Origin of the sequence: Salarchaeum japonicum (assembly GCF_049705945.1) — an archaeon.
GTDB classification, from domain to species: Archaea; Halobacteriota; Halobacteria; order Halobacteriales; family Halobacteriaceae; genus Salarchaeum; species Salarchaeum japonicum_A.
Window position 1 is genome coordinate 826628 of sequence record NZ_JBNAMV010000004.1, and the last position, 16296, is coordinate 842923.

Genomic DNA, 16296 nt, shown 5'->3' on the forward strand with positions numbered 1-16296 from the left:
GGAACAGATTATTATATATGGTTGTGAGTGTTACGAACGACTATGTCGGATGATGGCATGAACCGACGGGAGTTCTTGTATGGCACGGCAGCAATGGGTGCGCTCGGACTGGCCGGGTGTACGAGCGGTGGCGGCGACAGCGACATGTCGCTTCGCGTCGGCACGTCCGCCGGCGGGACGAAGAACGTCGGCCTCGCGGTCGAACAGGCGGCATCGAACCACAGCGATAGCCTGGAGTACGCGACGGTCGAGAGCCCCGGTTACATCGGCACCATTCGCCGGATGGCCCAGGGCCAGTTCAACTCCGGTATCACGGACAACAACTCGCTCAACAAGGCGATCGAAGGCACGGGAACCTTCGCCGAGCAGGGCGTCGACAGCATCCCGTGGTACGGCTTCTACGCGTTCCCGTACAGCATCTACGTCGTCGCGCGTGACGGCACGGGCATCGAGACGTTCGACGACCTCGCCGGTAAGAACGTCTACCCCGCAGAACCCGGCTACTCCACGCGCGCGACGACGCTCGACGTCTGGTCGCAGGAACCCACGGCGGACATCTACGACCAGATGAACATCGTCGACCTCAGCGTCGAGGACGCCCCCGGCGCGATGGAAGAAGGCGAAATCGACGCGAGCATCGCGTACGGGACGCCCGGCGCGGGCTACACCGGCTTCGTCACTCAGATCGCGTCCCGCATCGACGTCCACTACGTCGAACCGACGGACGCACTCAAGCAGTCCGCCGAAGGCTACGGCGGCGCGGGTACGTCCACCGTCTCGTACAGCGACTGGTCGCTCGGGAACGCGGACATCGGCACGGACGAAGTGTTCACGTGGGACCTCGAAGTGAACTACACGTTCAACCCGACCGCGAGCGACGACGCCGTCTACGAGCTCTGCCGGGTCGTCGAGGAGCACAACGAGGACATCAACAGCACGGAAGCGCAGTTCAACAACTTCGAGTCGACGAGCGACATGCACGCGTCCGCCCGCGAGCAGATTCCGGTTCACCCCGGCGCGGCCCAGTACTACAAGGACAACGACGCGTGGGACGACAGCCTCACCGAGGCTTCGCGGGACTGAATCCGTAACTAACGCGCGGACTGTCCGCGCATTTTTGCGGTTCAGTCGCATTCACGACACCAAGCAATACCACACATGAGTACGCAATCGAATCAAAGCTCACCTAACACAATCGTCAGCCGCGGGCTCGACATCACAGTCACAGTAAGCGCGATATTCTTCTGGGCGATCGTCCTCTACCGCTCGTACGCGAACGGGTTCCTGCCGTCCACGGTGCAGTACGGCGTCGTCTTCGTCGGCGGTATTATGACGGTCTACGCGCTGAACGAGACGAAGGAAGCCGTCGAGAATCAGGACTGGATAGACGGCATCGTTCTCATCCCGTCCTCGATTATCCTCATCAGCGCCGCCGTCTTCTTCGCCACGAACTTCCAACTCGTCTACCTCCAGCAGCAGGGGTACGCGACCGAGCACCAGTACATGCTCGCGCGCCTCATCATCCTCTCCATCCTCTACCTCACGTGGCGCGAGTTCGGGAACCTCTTCCTCGGCCTCGTCGGCGGGATGATAATCTACGGAATGTTCGGGAACTACATCGCGGACAGCATCATCCTCAGCCACGGCGGGATGGATCAGCTCACGCTCCTCCAGACCCTCGTCACCGACCTCGGCGGGTTCTACGGGAGCCTGACCCAGCTCACCGCGTCCTGGATCGCGCCGTTCCTCCTGTACGCGGGCCTCCTGTTCGCGTACGGCGCGTTCGACCTCATCCTTCGCGTGGCGATTCAGTCCGCGAAGTACATCGAGTCCGGCGTCGCGCAGACCGCCGTGCTCGCGTCCGCGGTCATCGGCTCCATCAACGGCTCGTACACCGCGAACGCCGCGATGACGGGGTCGTTCAGCATTCCGACGATGAAGGAATCCGGGATGTCCGGACACCGCGCCGCCGCCATCGAAGCGGTCGCGTCCACGTCCGGCCAAGTGCTGCCGCCCGTCATGGGCGCGTCCGCGTTCATCATGGCGTCGACGCTCCAGACCGGCTACATCGACATCGTCGTCGCCGGACTCGTTCCGGCCGCCATCCTCGTCGCGTGTATCAGTATCGCCGTGCACTACACGGCGATCAGCGACCAGAGCAGCCAGAACATGGACTTCGACAGCTTCTTCGACGACGAGCTCACGACGACCGACAAAGTCGTCGAGGCCGTGCGGTTCGGCGTTCCGTTCCTCGTCCTCATCGGCCTGCTGGGCGTTCTCCAGTTCACGGTGACGACGTCCGCGATGTGGACCATCATCGCGATGGTCTCGTTCGGCGTCGTGCTGCCGGTCGTGCGGTCCGCGATCACCGGAGAGTCGCCCTTGAAAGAGCTCGTGAACCAGTTCTGGAACACCGTGCACGGCTTCCGCCGTGGTGCGGTGATTCTCGCTCCCATCGCCATCATCCTCGTCGCAGTCAGCGGCGTCATCGGTATCCTGCAGGTCACCGGCGTTCCGAGCAAGATCGCGATTATGATCATGGGCATCTCCGGTGGCGTGCCCTTCATCGCGGTGCTGCTCGCGATGGCTGTGAGCATCCTGATGGGCGTCGGTATGCCCACGGCTGCGGCGTACGTCATCGTCTCCGTGCTCATCGCACCGGCGCTGACAAACAACTTCGACATCCCCCAGATCGCGTCGCACTACACGGTGTTCTACGCAGCCATCTTGGCGGGTATTACGCCGCCTGTTGCGACAGCGGCCGTCGTCGCCGCCGGTATCGCGGAGGCGAACTTCTGGCGGACGTGTGGCGCGGCCATCAAGATCGCCGCGCCGCTGTTCGTTCTGCCGGTCGCGTTCTTCTACAATCCCTCGCTCGTGTCGTTCTCGCTCGGGCTGACGACCCTCTGGGTCGGCCTGCTCGTGCTGCTCGGCGCAATCTCCATCATCTACGGCCTGAACTATCCGTTCACGCTCGGGTTCTGGCAGACCGTGGCCGCGCGAATCGGTCTCTCCGTACTCGGCGCGGTCGTGATGGTGTACCCGAACGACTACGTGAAGATCGCGGGCATCCTCGTGTTCGCCGCAGTGTTCTTCGGTGAGAAGATGCTGTACGGTGATATGAGGCGGCCAACCACAGGTGATGCACAATGAGTGAGCGCCGCGAAGCCCCCGAAGACCAGGTCGACACGAACGACGTCGGCGGCCTGGGCGAAGTCCTCCCAGAACCCCTGCAGCCGTTCTGGATGCCGATTCAGCGCATCCAGGAGTTCCGGGACACGTGGGGCGACACCTACACGAGCGTGATGGAGCTCGTGCTCGGCCTCGGGCTCGCCATCGGCTACGTCTGGTGGCTCACCATCTACCTCGGATAAAAACCGCCGTCTCTCTCTCTTTACTGCCAGTTCGCCGCGCGCTCTACGTCCATCGGAATGTGGGCGTCCTGCGTTTTCACGTCCGCGAGGTAGTCGCGGAGGTCGTCGACGAACGCGGGGTGCGCGCAGTTCTCGATGATGCGTTCCGCGCGTTCGACGGGCGCGAGGCCGCGCACGTCCGCGACGCCCTGTTCGGTGACGAACACGTCGATGTCGTGTTCGGTGTGGTCGACGTGGAACGACATCGGGACGACGCGCGATACCTCGCCGTCCTTGATGGTGGAGGGGAGCGCGCAGACGGACACGAGGCTGTTCCGGTTGAAGTCAGCGCTCCCGCCGACGCCGTTTATCATTCGGCTGCCGTTGACGTGCGTGGAGTTCACGTGCCCGTAGATGTCGAACTCGATGGCGCTGTTCACGCCGACGACGCCGAACTGGTCGATGAGTCCGGGGTGGTTGGAGATGTCGGCGGGGCGGAGGACGATGTCCTCGGCGTAGCGCTCCACGTCGTCGAACAGGCGTTCCTGGCCTTCGGTGGTGAGCGCGAGCGAGGTGGCGCTCGCGGCTTCGAGGCGGCCCTCGTCGAGCATGTCGAACAGGCCGTCCTGGATGAGTTCGCCGAAGTACACCACGTCGCGGCCGCCGAAGTCGAGTTCCTTCAGTTCGCCCATGAGGGCGTTTCCGAGGCTGCCGACGCCGAACTGGAGGTGGATGGAGTCCTCGAAGACGGGCGAGCGCTCCATCTCCCGGGTGAGGAAGTCCCCGAGGTTCTCGGCGATGGCGAGGTCGTCGTCGGTGGGGTCGCGGAACGTGTAGGTGTCGTCGGGGCGGTCGGACTCCACGACCGCGGTGAGTTTCTCGGGGTCGAACTCGACGCGCGTGCTCCCGATGCGTTCGCCGGGGTCGGTGAGTGGAACGGGGTCGCGGTTCGGGGGCGCGTCCGGCCGATAGATGTCGTGGAGCGCCTGAAGTTCGAGCGGTTGCGCGGCGTTGACTTCGACGACGAGTTCGTCCGCGGCCTCGACGAACGCCGGCACCTGGCCGAGCGATGTCGAGGGGATGAACCAGTCAGGGCCGACGGCGACGGCTTCGACGACGCAGATGTCGGGGTCGACGATGCCGCGGTACTGCACGTCGTCACCCATCGAGGACGCGTTCCGGTCGCTGAACGCGATGTCGCGGCGGTTTGTCGCGGTGCGCGCGACCTCCGAGGACTGGTAGCTGAACCGACGGGCGAGCGCGCCGGACTCCACGAGGTCCACGTCGATTTCGTCGCCGACGTTCCCGCTGCTGACGAGCGTGAGTTCGAGGTCGCGTTCGTCGTCGGCCAACGCGAGCGGCACCAGTTTGGGGTAGCCGACGCTCCCGAACCCGCTCGTGAGTACGGTCGCGTCCGTGTCGATGTCAGCGGCGACCGAGGCGGCGTCCCGGACGGGGAGGTCGCCGTTCAGGCGGTCGGTAACGTTGTCAGTCATCGAGAATCAGACTCGGAGAAGTCGTGCATGTGCGTCTGGCTACCCCGTACGCGGTCAAAAAGGCTTCCGTCGAGGGGTTTACTGGAACGCCTGGATGCCGGTGAGTTCCTGGCCGAGCACGAGCGTGTGGATGTCGTGCGTGCCCTCGTACGTGTAGACTGTCTCCATGTTCGCCATGTGCCGCATCGGCGAGTAGTCCGCGCTGATGCCGTTCCCGCCGAGCATTTCGCGGGCGACCCGGCTCATGTCGCGCGCCATCCGGACGTTGTTCCGCTTCGCCATCGAGACGTGTCCGGGTTCGAGGTCGCCGCGTTCCTTCAGGTCGGCGAGGCGGTGCGCGAGCAGTTGCGCGGTCGTGATCTGGGTCGCCTGTTCGGCGAGCTTCTGCTGCTGGAGCTGGAAGCCCGCGATGGGTTTCCCGAACTGTTCGCGGCCCTTCGCGTACTCGCGGGCCTCCTCGAAGGCGTCGCGCGCCGCGCCGATGACGCCCCAGGCGATACCGTAGCGCGCCTGCGTGAGACACGAGAGCGGCCCCTTCATGCCGGAGACGCCGGGAAGGACGTTCTCCTCGGGGACGACCACGTCGTTCAGGCCGATTTCGCCCGTGATGGACGCGCGGAGGCTGAGCTTCTCGTCGATCTTGTTCGTCGTCACGCCCTCGCGGTCCGTCTCGACGAGGAATCCGCGGACGGTGTCGTCGTCGCTGCGGTCCTTCGCCCACACGACCGCGACGTCAGCGATGGGCGAGTTCGTAATCCAGGTCTTCGAGCCGTTCAGGACGTACTCGTCGCCGCGCTTCTCCGCGTGCGTCTCCATCCCGGACGGGTTCGAACCGTGCTGGGGTTCGGTGAGCCCGAAGCAGCCGACGGCTTCGCCGCGACCCATCGCGGGCAGCCACTCCTCTTTCTGCTCCTCGCTGCCGTAGGCGTGAATCGGGTACATGACGAGCGCGCCCTGCACGCTCGCCATCGACCGAAGCCCGGAGTCGCCGGCTTCGAGTTCCTGCATCAGGAGACCGTACGCGGTCTCGGACACGCCGGGCAGGCCGTAGCCGTCGAGGTTCGGGGCGAAAAAGCCCATCTCGCCGAGTTTCGGGATGATCTCCGTGGGGAACGTTCCCTCGATGAAGTGCTCGCCGATGTCCGGTTTGATTTCGGACTCAACGAAATCACGGGCCGTGTCCCGAATCATCCGTTCTTCGGCTGAGAGGTCCTCTTCCAGACCAACGAAGTCCAACATTACCTGTAACTAGTCGAAACGACGCATAAGGATTGTGCAACCGGGCCGGAAAACCAATAAGACGAGGGGCGAAAGAGGAGATAACGTATGCCTGACGGACGACTACGCCGGGACGCGTCGCCATACCTCACGTCGCTGGACGGGAGCGCGGCGGAGCGCGTCACCGCGATGGAGTGGGGTCGCCACCTCGGCCGCGCGTTCGGCGCGTCCGGCGCTATCAGCGCGCTGCGCTACTACGAGGAGGTCGGCTGGGTGAGCGAGACGGTGAAGGAGACGATGGCCGACTACGTTCGCGGCCTCCCGCTGGACGCGCTTGAGTCCGACCCCGACTACGACCCCGAGTTGAGCACCGAGCTCGACGACCTCGACGACTCGCCGTTCGACGCGCACGCGAAATCACTGGAGTACGTCGCGGCTATCGCGAACGACAACATTACCCATCAGCTCGCGACGATTTCGGGGAGCGCGGCCGCCCGGGAGGCCGCCGCCGCGGCCGGCGAGTTCCAGGAGGAGATTCCGGAGCCCGCGCAGGCCGCCGCGCGCGACGACGATGAGGACGAAGAGTAGTTTTTAGACCTGGACGAGCGCGCCGACGAGGTAGCTGGTGGCGACGGCGACGACGGCGCTGATCCAGAGTTGGGCGACGAAGTGCGTGAGCGTGGTGAGCGAGTGGCCGCGGCTGACGATGCGAATCATCACTGACGTGAGGAGGGCGTTGAGGAGGACGATGATGAACAGCATGAACTGCAGTTCGGGGATGTCGTACTGACTGACGGAGAGTAGGCCGCCGAGTTGGGCGTTGCTGAGGTCCATGTCCTGTGCGATGGTCATGAACAGCCGGGAGATTTCGAGGCCGACGAACATCGCGAACACGCTCGCGCCCGTGATGCCGTAGATGGTTCCGACGACCGTTCCGGCTTCCTGGCTGCGTTTCCGACGGAGGTTCAGGACTTCGCTGATATTGGCCTCGATGAGGCTGCCGAGTTGGCGGGGTTCACCGCCCATGCGGCGGCCGGTGACGTACATTTCACTGAACTTCTGGATGAGGTAGGAGCCGGTTTCGGCGGCGAAGTACCGCCACGCGAGGTTGGAGTCGATACGCATCGAGAGGCGCTTGTAGAGGTCGTCGACGTTGTCGGTGAGGTTCCCGAAGTCCTTCTTCCGGAGGCTTTCGAGGACCGAGCCGGTGGAACTCTGTTTGACGGATTCGACCGCGCCGAGCGCGCGGATGAACGAGGGGAAGGACTCGTCGCGGTTCTTGATGCGGTTCTGTTCTTGGCGTGCGATGAGGCCGGGGATGATGAACGGCGTGAACGGGAGCGCGAGGTAGATTGGGAGCGGGATGTCGGACCCGAACGGGACGAGGCCCGAGAGGATGCCGTAGGTGAGCGCGGTGAGCGCGAGGCTGAGTCCAGTGCCGACGAGCAAGCCGGTGCGGAGGCGGGCGTTCCGGTCGAGCGCGATTTCGGTGCGGTAGAACCAGACGGGGTCCTTGGGGGCGACGCTGTTCATCGCGTACACGAACACGACCTGGAGGAAGAGGTAGAGGAGGATAACCGCCATTACGGGCGTCATCGGGTCGATACCGACGATGAACGGCACGACGAGCGCGAACACGAGGCCGAACGTCGTGGAGAGCACGATGCTCATGTAGACATCCTTGATGAGGGAGAGCCGGTCGAGTTGGGCTTCGTAGCGCGTGACGAAGCTCTGAATGATGGAGTCCTGTTCGGAGAGCAGGAAGTCGTCGATGGTCTGTCCGGCGCCGACGGTGTACGCGAGGCGTTCGAGGAAGTCCTGCATCAGGGGACTGGGGACGCGTTTCGCGCGCATCCGACAGGCGTCCTCGAGGCTCTGATTCCACGTGTCGATGAGGCCGACGACGTGCCCCATCTCCTCCGCGATGGCTTCGTACTCGTCCTCGTGTGCGAGCGTCCGGAACACCTCCACGCGGTCGATGTTCGTCGTGGAGAGGATGGTGATGTGGGTGATGAAGAGGTGGAAGTGTTCGCGTATCTGCTTGCGCTTGCGGTCCTGGAGGATTTTCGGGTAGATGAGCGCGACGAACGGCACGAACACCCCGAACAGGACGGTGACGGGAACGACGAAGAGCGGGAGACCGAGGATGAACGGCAACAGCATGACGCCGAACCCGAGGACGACCGACGGGAGGATGACGACCAGCGCGTACCGCTGCGCGGGCATCCCCATGTACTCGTAGTCCCGCAGGAGCGACCGGACGACATCGCCGATGTCGAACTCGTCGTCGTCCCGGCCGACCTGCGTTCCCGCCCCGGTCTCCGTCGCCATCTATGCTTCCGGTGAGTCGGGCAGGCCACCAGTATTTATCGGCAGTGCCTCCACGCCGTCGCGCTGGAAGGTCGAGATGGCGTTGTTCGCCTCCGACCACGACAGCACGTCCTCGTCGATGAGGCGGCGGATGATTTCGGCCCTGCGGCGGAGTTCGTTGTATATCTCCCGGGTGTCCTGGTAGCCGAGGAGTTCCGCGATCTGGTCTTCGAGCACGTGACTGTTGTTCATGCCCGTGAACACGACTTCGTCGTCGCGGGGGTCCCAGTTGAACGCCTGCCGGGTGATGACGCCGCCGTCGTGGTCGCTGTACCCCTCGATTTCCTGGACGGAGGTGACGCGGCGGAGCACGCGGTCGCCCTGCTTCACGCGGTTCTGGAAGAGCGCCACGTCGCAGTTGTCCATGAACGTCTCGGGGACGTTGATGGGTTCGCCCGTGAAGCGCTGAATCATGGAGACGATGTCGCTCGCGTGGAACGTCAGCATCACCGGGTGGCCGGTCTGTGCGGCCTGGAACGCCATCTGCCCCTCCGCACCACGGACCTCGCCGACGATGATGTAGTCGGGACGCGAGCGGAGCGCGGCGGCGACGAGGTCGAACATGTCCACGTCCGCGTTCTCGTCGTTGCCCTGGCCCTCCCGCGTGAGGAGTTGCTGCCAGGTCGAGTGCGGGACGTTCACCTCGGCGGTGTCCTCCGCGGTGTAAATCTTGGAGTCGCGGGGGATGAGCGAGATGGAGGCGTTCAGGGTCGTCGTCTTCCCGGACGCGGTCTCACCGACGACGAACACCGTGCGCTCGTTCTCCAGGCAGAGCCAGAGGTAGGCGGCGAGTTCGGGGCTGAGCGTCCCCCACTTCGTAATCTGGAAGATGGAGAGCGGTACCTCCTCGCTCTGACGGATGGTGAGACTCGGGCCCTGCACGGACACGTCGTCGGAGTAGATGATGTTGATACGGGAGCCGTCGGGGAGCGTGGAGTCGATGATGGGGTTCGAGTCGGACACCGGCGTGTCCATGCGCTCGCCCATGTTCCGAATCCAGTTCTCGAACTCCTCGCTCGACCCGAAGTCGACCGTGGTGGGGAGCATGCTGTACGTCGCGTGGTCGACGTAGCACTGGTGGGGGCCGATGACGTGGATGTCCTCGTTCTCGGGGTCGCTCATGATGGGGTCGAGCGGGCCGAGTCCGACGATGTCGCGCTGGAGGCGGTAGCGCACTCGGCGGTAGGTCTCCGGGTCGACGTTCACGGTGGTGCCGATGAAGGAACCGATAGCGCCGGACGCGACGCCGCCGACGGAGACGATTTCGTCGAGGAGTTCGTCGAGGTGTTCGTCGAACTGGCGTTCCTCGCTCGGCGCGGGCTTGGTGACGCTCTTGTCGAGGAGGAGTTGGCGGATGGTCTCGTACTGCTGGTGTTCGTCCGGCCGGAGCGACGGTTCGATGACGTAGTACGTGGTGTCGATACCCACGTCCCCGTGGATGTGGCAGAACGTGGGGTGTTCGGAGACCGTCGGATAGATGACGTGGGGATTGTGCATCTCGTGTTCGTCCGACAGTTCGTCCACGTACAGCGGGTACTCGCCGTGTTCCTCTCGAAACGTCTCCAGGTGGTCGCGGAGATGGGTGTGTTCGTCCATCAGCGACTGGAGTTCGGCGCTCGCGCGCTGGGAGCCGAGTTCCGTCATCTACGCCACCGTCCGCGTCACGATGGTCAGTCCGCGGCCGGTCTGGACCTCGTACCCGATGGTGTCGTCCACCTGGTTGCCCATGCCCGCGAACTTCCGCACGACCATCTGTCGGCGGATGTCGTTCCCGACTTCCTCCGAGGAGAGTTTGAGGTAGACGTCGGAGACGTCACGAACGGGACGGAGCGCGGCGTCCGTCAGGGAGTCGGGGTTCACGGTGAGGAGAATGGTCTTTCCGTGGGAGGTGATCGTCCGGAAGAAGCTGATGAGGTTCTGCATCACGTCGTCCTCGTCCCCGTGCTCTCGGATAGACTCGTAGTGGGGGTCGTGGAGGAGGATGGAGTCGAACCCGTCGAAGATGATGACGTCGCTGTTCCACATCGTCTCCGCGTCCATCAGTCGCTGGAGGAGCGGGCGCTTGGCGTCCACGTCGCTGAACGTGTTCGTCGTGTCCACGTCCGCGTGCAGGAAGAGCATGTTCTCGCGCGTGAGGTGTTCGACGACGTCGTAGTCGAGGGACTGCATCTGGTCGATGAAGCTCGCCGCGGTCTCCTCCGTGGAGACGTACGTGACCGTGTTCCCGGTCTCGCAGAGTCCGTACGCGAACCGCTGCGTGATGACGCTCTTCCCGGAGCCGTGCTCGCCTTCGAGGATGCCGAGGCTGCCCGTGGGGAGGCCGCCGCCGAGCTGCGCGTTCACGCGGTCACGGGTGTCGAGTCCGAGTTCGTAGAGGTCTGGCATGGTTGGTCTACACGTAGATGGTCACGGTCTCCTCGTCACCGACGACGTGCACCGAGATGGTGTGTTCGCCGGCGTCGAGGGGGTACGAGAGGGTGAGGCGAAGGATTTCGCCGGTCGCCCACACGTCGCCCGTCGCGTTGTCGGGCCTGGAGAGGGCGTCCACCGTCGCGTACTGACCATCAATGAATACGTCTATTTGGGACGTCTGGGCGTATAAGTCCTTTTGCCCGGTGTTCTTGACGAGGAGCGTGACGTTCCCCGTGGAGTCGTTGTAGAACGCGTCGCTTCCGGTGTCGCCGACGATGTCCACGTCGGTCTCTATCTTGTCGGCGGCGGCGAGCCCCGACCCTTCGAGGGTCTGGTCGAGGTCGACGACGCTCGCGGTGAGCGTGGACGCGACCGTCGCCGCGACCATCAGGGACGCGATGAAGATGATGAGTTTGTCGACGGAGACGCTCGCCATCAGGACACCACCGTCACGTTGTTCGTCCCCGCGCTCACCGCGTGCTCGGTCACGACGACAACCCGTTTGGGCTCGTCCGCTGTCGATAGCGTGAACGTGAGTGTCTCACCGGGCGCCCAGACGGTGCGTGCGCTCGCTCCCTCGACGGCCGTCTCGGGGTTCGTGAAGGCGCCGTCGACGAGTAGGTCGGTGTCGGTCACGTGCAGGCTGGTCGTGCCCGTGTTGGAGACGTGAACGGTGAGCTGGTCCGAGGTGTTGTTGTAGGTCACGCTGTCGAGCGCGATATCGGTATTTCCGGCGTCCAGCGCGCGGTTCTCCTGTGCGCTCATCGACTCGGAGACGTCCTCGAAGCCGGCCTGCGCCGCGGGAACGACGACGCCCACGACCATGAACGCCGCAACGAACAGAATCGCGGCTGCGCCGTTCGTACTGAACCCCATGAACTGCTACGTCCCCGCGAGCTCCGTCTGCTGTGCCAGTTTCTGGATGTGTTCGAAACTCTCGCTGTGCGCTTCCACGGACAGTTCGCTCGGCGGCCGGGACGGCTGGTCCTCGTCGATGTCGTGCGCGCCCGACAGCACCGTCTCCAGTTGGCGCTTCACGGACGGACTGATCCAGTCGATCTGAGCGTAGTAGTCGATGGTTTTCAGCGCGCCCGCCGGTCCCGCGGTGTCGACGAGCATCGCCACCCACTGCATCAGCACCACGTCAGTCGCGTACGTCGGCGCGAGCGCGTTCAGGTAGGGCGAGTCGCCGGACTGGGACGCGGACACCGGCCGCGCCGGTGTATCCGCGGGCGTCTCGGGTTCGTCGGGTTCGTCTTCCTCGGCGTCCTCGTCGAGGTTCTGCTTGAGGTCCGCGAAGCTGACGACATCCTCGTCGTCCTCGTCTTCCGAGTCGTCAGCGTCCGCGTCAGCGGTAGTGTGGCGTTCGTGGCCGATGTCGTCGGACGCCTCGCCGGACATCACGCCGTACGTCTCGTCGTCGGGCGCGGCCGCCTCGCGCTCGTCGTCCGACGAGAAGGGATTGATGTCGTCGGTGAGCCGGTCGTACACGCCGAGAAGAATCGTGTTCGTCTCCTCGATATCGTCAAGGCGGCCGTCCATCGACTCCTGGGTGTTCTCCAGGGATTCGATGGCGGACTCGTTGGTGTCGACGCGGTTTCGGACTTCGTCGAGGTTGTACTGGAGTTCCTCGACCGCGTCACCCACATCTCCCTCGAACGCCTCCGTCGAAATCCGGGGCTGCTGCGGTTCGGAGACCGCTTCTTCTTCCTCCGTGTCCTCCCCAGCGTCAGCGTCCGCGTCCGCCTGTTCCGTCTCGTCCTCGGCGTCCTGTTCGTCCTCTCGTGACTGATTGTTTGGAACGAGGGAGTCGAGGCCGAGTTCCCGCATCACGTCGCCGAGGTTCATTCGTAACTCGGTTCGGTCCCGGCGAAGAAGAACCTTTGGGCAGGGAGACTGGGGTTTAAGCCGCTCTGGGGCGACGAGTGGACAGAGACGCTACAGATGGCTGACGAGAACGCGGTACACGAGGCGGTCGTCGACCTTCTCTCTCGGTGGGAGAGTCCGGTGGCGAACAAGCGCGTGTTCAATCAGCGACTCGCAGCCCACCTCGAATCGGAACTCGACGACCGCGGCCTGGACGTGTCCGTCGAGCGGACGGCGCAGGGCCCGTGCGACATCACCGTAGACAGTGTAGGCGTGCTCGTGTTCACGGACTTCAGCCACGCCGACTCAGTGGAGTTACACGCACAGAGCGACCGCATCCAGGAGCGCGTCGACACGCTCGTCGTGTTCGGCTACCTGCTCCCGGAGCGCGACCTCGACCGATGGCGGATGGGCGAGTTCAAGTACGAAGCGATGGGGCTGGATATGGAGGAAGTGACGTTCCTGCGGCGCAACCCCACCACGGAAACCGTGGAAGAGCACGGTTGGCCGAGCCGCGTGTGGCGGTTCGCCGTCGCGGTCGTCGCGCTTCTCAGCATCGTCATTGGCGTCGAACTTGCCATCCTCTACCAGGCGTTCGGCGGCGCCGCGCCGAGCCCCGAGCTCACGCTCGCCGCGGTGGTCGTGCTGTCCGCGTTGCTCGTCTTCCTCTACGAGCGCATCCCCCTCTAGAGGTCGAGGTCGGACTCCGCGAGCAGCACGCGCAGCACGTCCTCCGGCGGTTCCGAGGCGTCGATGCGGCGGGCGTACCAGCGGAGCGTGTGCTCGAACGCGTCCACGACGTTGTTCGACGCGAACCGCTCGTCCGCGACGCCGCGGTCGGTCTTCACCGCGAGCGCCGCCGCGTACTTCTCTGGTACCGCCGATAGCGCCGCGGCAGCGGACGGCGTCTCAGCGGGCGTCGGGGAGTCGTCGGCCTCCGCTGGGAGGTCGGCGGTGGGTCGCGGGTCGGGTGACTGTCCCTCGCTCGTGGAGACGACGTACCGGCCGTCCCCGATTTCCTGGACTTCGTCGCGGTCCTCCACATCCAGGTCGTCGGGGGAGAGCACGCCGTCTTCGGCGAGGTCCTCGGGTGGCACGTCCTCCACGTCCTCGACCGTGGGGTTCGAATCGTCGGCCATACGCGTGGAGTGGAGCGCGAGCGACATAATCCCGTGGGCGAAGCATTGAGGACGCGCGCGCTCGTCCAGTCGAGTATGGTCTCGCTCTCGGTCGTCGCGGCCGGCCTCGGGCTGGTCGTCGCGGCGGCGGCGTTCCTCCGGCTCGCGGACAGCGACGAGACCGACGCCGTCCACCTCGTGGTTCTCGAATACGGGTTCGCGTTCGCGCTCCTCATCGCGGGGTTCGGCCTCATCGTCATCGAGATGCTGGCGTGAGGCAACAACGCTTTTCTCGGTAAGGCGCCGCGTACTGGTATGAGACTCGACCGACGAGCGTTCGCCAGCGCACTCGGTGTAGCAGGCGCGAGCGCGCTTGCGGGCTGTTCGTCGCTTACCGGCGACGACGGGCGGACCGAACGGACGGTGACGGCGACTCAACCGAACGCGGACGGGGAGGGAACGGTCGCGGAACTCCGCTACCTCATCGAGACGGAACAGGGGGACAACGACTTCGCGATACCCCTCACGCGGATGGCGACCGGGACGGCGAGCAACGACGAGGGATCGTTCACGTACATCACTGCGACGTACGACTCGACAGCGGGCGACCGCGGCGAGTTCATTTCCGAGGTGGGCGTGTTCGCGCGGAGCTACGCGACCTACGTCGGTGCGGGCGGAGAAGCGGCGACGGACTTCACAGTCACCGTCGAGGACAGGTATGACGGACAGCCCGCCTCGTTCGGTATCGCGCGGGAGTGGGCCCGACAATACAACGCGGGCGAGATATCCGGAAACCAGTACATCGGGGAGATCGTGTCGACGTTCGAACAACCGACGACTACGAGCGAGAACATCTCACTTACGGGCGATAAGCTATAACCGTCCGTAGCCGCCAGTTTCATACGATGAACGTATCGTTCGAGAACGTGCTAGATTGGGGTCTGGACCGCGCAGTCCCGGGCTGCCGCGCGCATCTCCCGCTCCGAGTGGCCCCGATGCTGCTCGTCGGGATGATCCTGCTCGTTCTCGGTGTGTTGAGCACGACGGCGTTCTGATTCATGTCGTCCGAAACCCCGAGCACGAAGGAAATCGAGGCCGTGAGCTGGCTCGTCTCGCGCCAGATCTGGGCGAGCACGGTTGTGCTCACGGGCGTCCTGGTCGTGTTCGTCGCCATCACGGGAGTCGTGCTCTACGACGCACCGCTGCTGCGTGGGTTCCAGCGGAGCGTGTCGAACTCCATCGGCGTACTCTCCATCTTCTTGGGGGCTCGCGCGCTCGCGTTCGTTCTCGCGCAGGCACGGCGGGACGCCGTGGTCGCTCGCGGCGACCTCTCCATCGCGAACGACGCGTCCCTGATCGGAATGACGACCGTCGCCGCGTTCTCCGTCATCGGCGTCATCGCGGCCGGCGTCGCCCTTCCGCTCCTCCTCTCGACGACTGAGGCGTTCACGTACCTCGCAATCGCCATCTCGGTATTCGTCGTGCCCGTGAGTTACGTGGTGCTCGTCTACCAGCTCGGCCAGCGCACCGCGACCGACCGCTACGAACGCGGATTCCACGTTCTGCCCGCCGTCTGGCACTACCTCTGGACGCTTCCCGTAATCGTGCTCGCGTGGTATCTCGCGCTCGGCGTGGACCCCGTCCCAGTGACCGGCGAAGCCGCCCAGTTGTTCAACGTACGAACGGTGTTCGTGGACGTGTGGACGCTGCTGTACGTCGCCATCGGCACTCCGACCCTCCTCGTCTTCCTCTACCCGTTCCGCTGGTACGCGGAGCGCGTCGTCCGCGTCGTCGTTCCAACATAGCCCACGGCCCTTGATATTTAAGACGGCGGACGGTGTAGCGAGCGCCAATGGCCGAAACGAAAGACTACCTGCCCGACAGGCTCCCCGGCTTCCGCGACATCAAACCCCGTAACCAGGCCGCGCTCGTCATCCTCTCGGCGTTCGTCGTCAGCATCGCCGTGGCCGCGGTCGCGACCGTCGCCCAAATTCAGCCCGAACAAGTCATCCCCGTGCTCGGCACGGTCGTCTTCCTGCTCTTCCTCGGCGCCAGCCTCGTCGTCTTCCGCGCGATGTTCGTCGCCGCCCAGAAAGCCGACGGCAGCGTCCAGAGCGCGTTCACCCACCCAGCGTTCGCCCTACTCTTCCTGCTCGTCGTCTTCGCCGGCGCGCTCTTCCTCGGCTTCCTCAACCAATACCTCTAGCCAGCGAAAAGGCCACTCGGTTGCTACCCGGTACGTGCGCCATGGATAGCATCACAGCCTAGAACGAGTTCGAGTGGGTGCGGGAGGGGCGTCACGGGGACGAATACTACTGAAAACGAGACAGCGGACGCGTTCTAGAGTAGATGGGTACAGTAAGGCGCAACTACCACAAGCCCGCTCTGTGTGGCAAAGACGCGTGTGCCCCGGAGTATGGAATTTGTACAGAACTACAGCGATAGGCGACTGGCGAGAAATGC

At 64.5% G+C, this 16296-nt stretch carries 19 protein-coding genes; 10 read left to right on the forward strand and 9 right to left on the reverse strand.

Annotated elements, in window-relative coordinates:
- Positions 1 to 42: 42 nt before the first annotated feature.
- From ACOZ4O_RS06090 to ACOZ4O_RS06100, 3 genes are all read left to right on the forward strand, one after another.
- On the forward strand, positions 43 to 1083 hold the full coding sequence (locus ACOZ4O_RS06090; RefSeq protein ID WP_424524424.1) for a TAXI family TRAP transporter solute-binding subunit: 1041 nt from the start codon (positions 43 to 45) through the stop codon (positions 1081 to 1083).
- A 75-nt stretch (positions 1084 to 1158) separates the two neighbouring features.
- On the forward strand, positions 1159 to 3153 hold the full coding sequence (locus ACOZ4O_RS06095; RefSeq protein WP_424524425.1) for a TRAP transporter permease: 1995 nt from the start codon (positions 1159 to 1161) through the stop codon (positions 3151 to 3153).
- The gene (locus ACOZ4O_RS06100) at positions 3150 to 3374 is read left to right on the forward strand and encodes a hypothetical protein (RefSeq protein WP_424524426.1); all 225 of its coding nucleotides are present in this window, start codon (positions 3150 to 3152) and stop codon (positions 3372 to 3374) included. The genes ACOZ4O_RS06095 and ACOZ4O_RS06100 overlap by 4 nt, the downstream gene beginning before the upstream one ends.
- Positions 3375 to 3394: 20 nt before the next feature.
- Here the strand turns inward: ACOZ4O_RS06100 and ACOZ4O_RS06105 are convergent, their stop codons facing one another.
- Together ACOZ4O_RS06105 and ACOZ4O_RS06110 are read right to left on the reverse strand one after the other, a co-directional pair.
- The gene (locus tag ACOZ4O_RS06105; protein ID WP_424524427.1) at positions 3395 to 4849 is read right to left on the reverse strand and encodes an acetyl-CoA hydrolase/transferase C-terminal domain-containing protein; all 1455 of its coding nucleotides are present in this window, start codon (positions 4847 to 4849) and stop codon (positions 3395 to 3397) included.
- A 78-nt stretch (positions 4850 to 4927) separates the two neighbouring features.
- On the reverse strand, positions 4928 to 6088 hold the full coding sequence (locus tag ACOZ4O_RS06110) for an acyl-CoA dehydrogenase family protein (RefSeq protein ID WP_424524428.1): 1161 nt from the start codon (positions 6086 to 6088) through the stop codon (positions 4928 to 4930).
- Between the two features lie 87 nt (positions 6089 to 6175).
- Here ACOZ4O_RS06110 and ACOZ4O_RS06115 point away from each other — a divergent pair, with 87 nt between their 5' ends.
- Positions 6176 to 6655, forward strand: a complete 480-nt coding sequence (locus tag ACOZ4O_RS06115) for a FlaD/FlaE family flagellar protein (protein WP_424524429.1) — start codon at positions 6176 to 6178, stop codon at positions 6653 to 6655.
- A 3-nt stretch (positions 6656 to 6658) separates the two neighbouring features.
- Here the strand turns inward: ACOZ4O_RS06115 and flaJ are convergent, their stop codons facing one another.
- Genes flaJ through ACOZ4O_RS06145 form a run of 6 tightly spaced genes read right to left on the reverse strand, consistent with a single transcriptional unit; the run spans position 6659 to position 12697 of the window.
- Positions 6659 to 8398 carry an archaellar assembly protein FlaJ gene (flaJ, locus tag ACOZ4O_RS06120; RefSeq protein ID WP_424524430.1) on the reverse strand — a complete coding sequence of 580 codons (1740 nt, stop codon included), beginning with the start codon at positions 8396 to 8398 and terminating at the stop codon, positions 6659 to 6661.
- A complete protein-coding gene (locus ACOZ4O_RS06125) occupies positions 8399 to 10081 on the reverse strand; it encodes a type II/IV secretion system ATPase subunit (RefSeq protein ID WP_424524431.1) in 1683 nt (560 codons plus the stop codon).
- Entirely contained in the window at positions 10082 to 10822 is a 741-nt protein-coding gene (locus ACOZ4O_RS06130; protein ID WP_424524432.1) for an ATPase domain-containing protein, read from the reverse strand. It abuts the gene before it with no gap.
- Between the two features lie 7 nt (positions 10823 to 10829).
- On the reverse strand, positions 10830 to 11285 hold the full coding sequence (locus tag ACOZ4O_RS06135; protein WP_424524433.1) for a flagellar protein G: 456 nt from the start codon (positions 11283 to 11285) through the stop codon (positions 10830 to 10832).
- Positions 11285 to 11725, reverse strand: coding sequence for a flagellin (locus ACOZ4O_RS06140; protein ID WP_424524434.1), 441 nt, complete (start codon positions 11723 to 11725; stop codon positions 11285 to 11287). The genes ACOZ4O_RS06135 and ACOZ4O_RS06140 overlap by 1 nt, the downstream gene beginning before the upstream one ends.
- Positions 11726 to 11731: 6 nt before the next feature.
- Positions 11732 to 12697 carry a FlaD/FlaE family flagellar protein gene (locus tag ACOZ4O_RS06145; protein WP_424524435.1) on the reverse strand — a complete coding sequence of 322 codons (966 nt, stop codon included), beginning with the start codon at positions 12695 to 12697 and terminating at the stop codon, positions 11732 to 11734.
- Positions 12698 to 12793: 96 nt separating this feature from the next.
- Here ACOZ4O_RS06145 and ACOZ4O_RS06150 point away from each other — a divergent pair, with 96 nt between their 5' ends.
- Positions 12794 to 13405, forward strand: coding sequence for a hypothetical protein (locus ACOZ4O_RS06150; RefSeq protein WP_424524436.1), 612 nt, complete (start codon positions 12794 to 12796; stop codon positions 13403 to 13405).
- On the opposite strand, the gene ACOZ4O_RS06155 is transcribed toward ACOZ4O_RS06150, so the two are convergent.
- Complete coding sequence (locus ACOZ4O_RS06155; RefSeq protein ID WP_424524437.1) at positions 13402 to 13854, reverse strand: DUF7500 family protein; 453 nt, start codon at positions 13852 to 13854, stop codon at positions 13402 to 13404. The genes ACOZ4O_RS06150 and ACOZ4O_RS06155 overlap by 4 nt on opposite strands.
- A 75-nt stretch (positions 13855 to 13929) precedes the next feature.
- Between ACOZ4O_RS06155 and ACOZ4O_RS06160 the strand changes: the two genes are divergently transcribed.
- From ACOZ4O_RS06160 to ACOZ4O_RS06180, 5 genes are read left to right on the forward strand one after another with little or no spacing between them, the layout of a single operon-like run.
- Positions 13930 to 14109 (forward strand): hypothetical protein, encoded by a 180-nt coding sequence (locus ACOZ4O_RS06160; protein WP_424524438.1) that lies wholly within the window; start codon positions 13930 to 13932, stop codon positions 14107 to 14109.
- 39 nt (positions 14110 to 14148) lie between these two features.
- On the forward strand, positions 14149 to 14712 hold the full coding sequence (locus tag ACOZ4O_RS06165; protein ID WP_424524439.1) for a hypothetical protein: 564 nt from the start codon (positions 14149 to 14151) through the stop codon (positions 14710 to 14712).
- Positions 14713 to 14738: 26 nt separating this feature from the next.
- Positions 14739 to 14888: a hypothetical protein gene (locus tag ACOZ4O_RS06170; RefSeq protein ID WP_424524440.1), complete on the forward strand. Its 150-nt coding sequence runs from the start codon at positions 14739 to 14741 to the stop codon at positions 14886 to 14888.
- 3 nt (positions 14889 to 14891) lie between these two features.
- The gene (locus ACOZ4O_RS06175) at positions 14892 to 15638 is read left to right on the forward strand and encodes a hypothetical protein (protein WP_424524441.1); all 747 of its coding nucleotides are present in this window, start codon (positions 14892 to 14894) and stop codon (positions 15636 to 15638) included.
- 47 nt (positions 15639 to 15685) lie between these two features.
- Positions 15686 to 16039 carry a hypothetical protein gene (locus tag ACOZ4O_RS06180; RefSeq protein WP_424524442.1) on the forward strand — a complete coding sequence of 118 codons (354 nt, stop codon included), beginning with the start codon at positions 15686 to 15688 and terminating at the stop codon, positions 16037 to 16039.
- Positions 16040 to 16296 lie beyond the last annotated feature (257 nt).

Bases quoted from the DNA above. Each gene is read 5' to 3' on its own strand.
- ACOZ4O_RS06165 (WP_424524439.1), top strand. From the start codon at position 14,149: ATGAGACTCGACCGACGAGCGTTCGCCAGCGCACTCGGTGTAGCAGGC.
- ACOZ4O_RS06115 (WP_424524429.1), top strand. From the start codon at position 6,176: ATGCCTGACGGACGACTACGCCGGGACGCGTCGCCATACCTCACGTCG.
- ACOZ4O_RS06090 (WP_424524424.1), top strand. From the start codon at position 43: ATGTCGGATGATGGCATGAACCGACGGGAGTTCTTGTATGGCACGGCA.
- ACOZ4O_RS06095 (WP_424524425.1), top strand. From the start codon at position 1,159: ATGAGTACGCAATCGAATCAAAGCTCACCTAACACAATCGTCAGCCGC.
- ACOZ4O_RS06170 (WP_424524440.1), top strand. From the start codon at position 14,739: ATGAACGTATCGTTCGAGAACGTGCTAGATTGGGGTCTGGACCGCGCA.
- ACOZ4O_RS06155 (WP_424524437.1), bottom strand. From the start codon at position 13,854: ATGGCCGACGATTCGAACCCCACGGTCGAGGACGTGGAGGACGTGCCA.
- ACOZ4O_RS06145 (WP_424524435.1), bottom strand. From the start codon at position 12,697: ATGAACCTCGGCGACGTGATGCGGGAACTCGGCCTCGACTCCCTCGTT.
- ACOZ4O_RS06135 (WP_424524433.1), bottom strand. From the start codon at position 11,285: ATGGCGAGCGTCTCCGTCGACAAACTCATCATCTTCATCGCGTCCCTG.
- ACOZ4O_RS06175 (WP_424524441.1), top strand. From the start codon at position 14,892: ATGTCGTCCGAAACCCCGAGCACGAAGGAAATCGAGGCCGTGAGCTGG.
- ACOZ4O_RS06100 (WP_424524426.1), top strand. From the start codon at position 3,150: ATGAGTGAGCGCCGCGAAGCCCCCGAAGACCAGGTCGACACGAACGAC.
- ACOZ4O_RS06125 (WP_424524431.1), bottom strand. From the start codon at position 10,081: ATGACGGAACTCGGCTCCCAGCGCGCGAGCGCCGAACTCCAGTCGCTG.
- ACOZ4O_RS06105 (WP_424524427.1), bottom strand. From the start codon at position 4,849: ATGACTGACAACGTTACCGACCGCCTGAACGGCGACCTCCCCGTCCGG.
- flaJ (WP_424524430.1), bottom strand. From the start codon at position 8,398: ATGGCGACGGAGACCGGGGCGGGAACGCAGGTCGGCCGGGACGACGAC.
- ACOZ4O_RS06140 (WP_424524434.1), bottom strand. From the start codon at position 11,725: ATGGGGTTCAGTACGAACGGCGCAGCCGCGATTCTGTTCGTTGCGGCG.
- ACOZ4O_RS06110 (WP_424524428.1), bottom strand. From the start codon at position 6,088: ATGTTGGACTTCGTTGGTCTGGAAGAGGACCTCTCAGCCGAAGAACGG.
- ACOZ4O_RS06160 (WP_424524438.1), top strand. From the start codon at position 13,930: ATGGTCTCGCTCTCGGTCGTCGCGGCCGGCCTCGGGCTGGTCGTCGCG.
- ACOZ4O_RS06180 (WP_424524442.1), top strand. From the start codon at position 15,686: ATGGCCGAAACGAAAGACTACCTGCCCGACAGGCTCCCCGGCTTCCGC.
- ACOZ4O_RS06150 (WP_424524436.1), top strand. From the start codon at position 12,794: ATGGCTGACGAGAACGCGGTACACGAGGCGGTCGTCGACCTTCTCTCT.
- ACOZ4O_RS06130 (WP_424524432.1), bottom strand. From the start codon at position 10,822: ATGCCAGACCTCTACGAACTCGGACTCGACACCCGTGACCGCGTGAAC.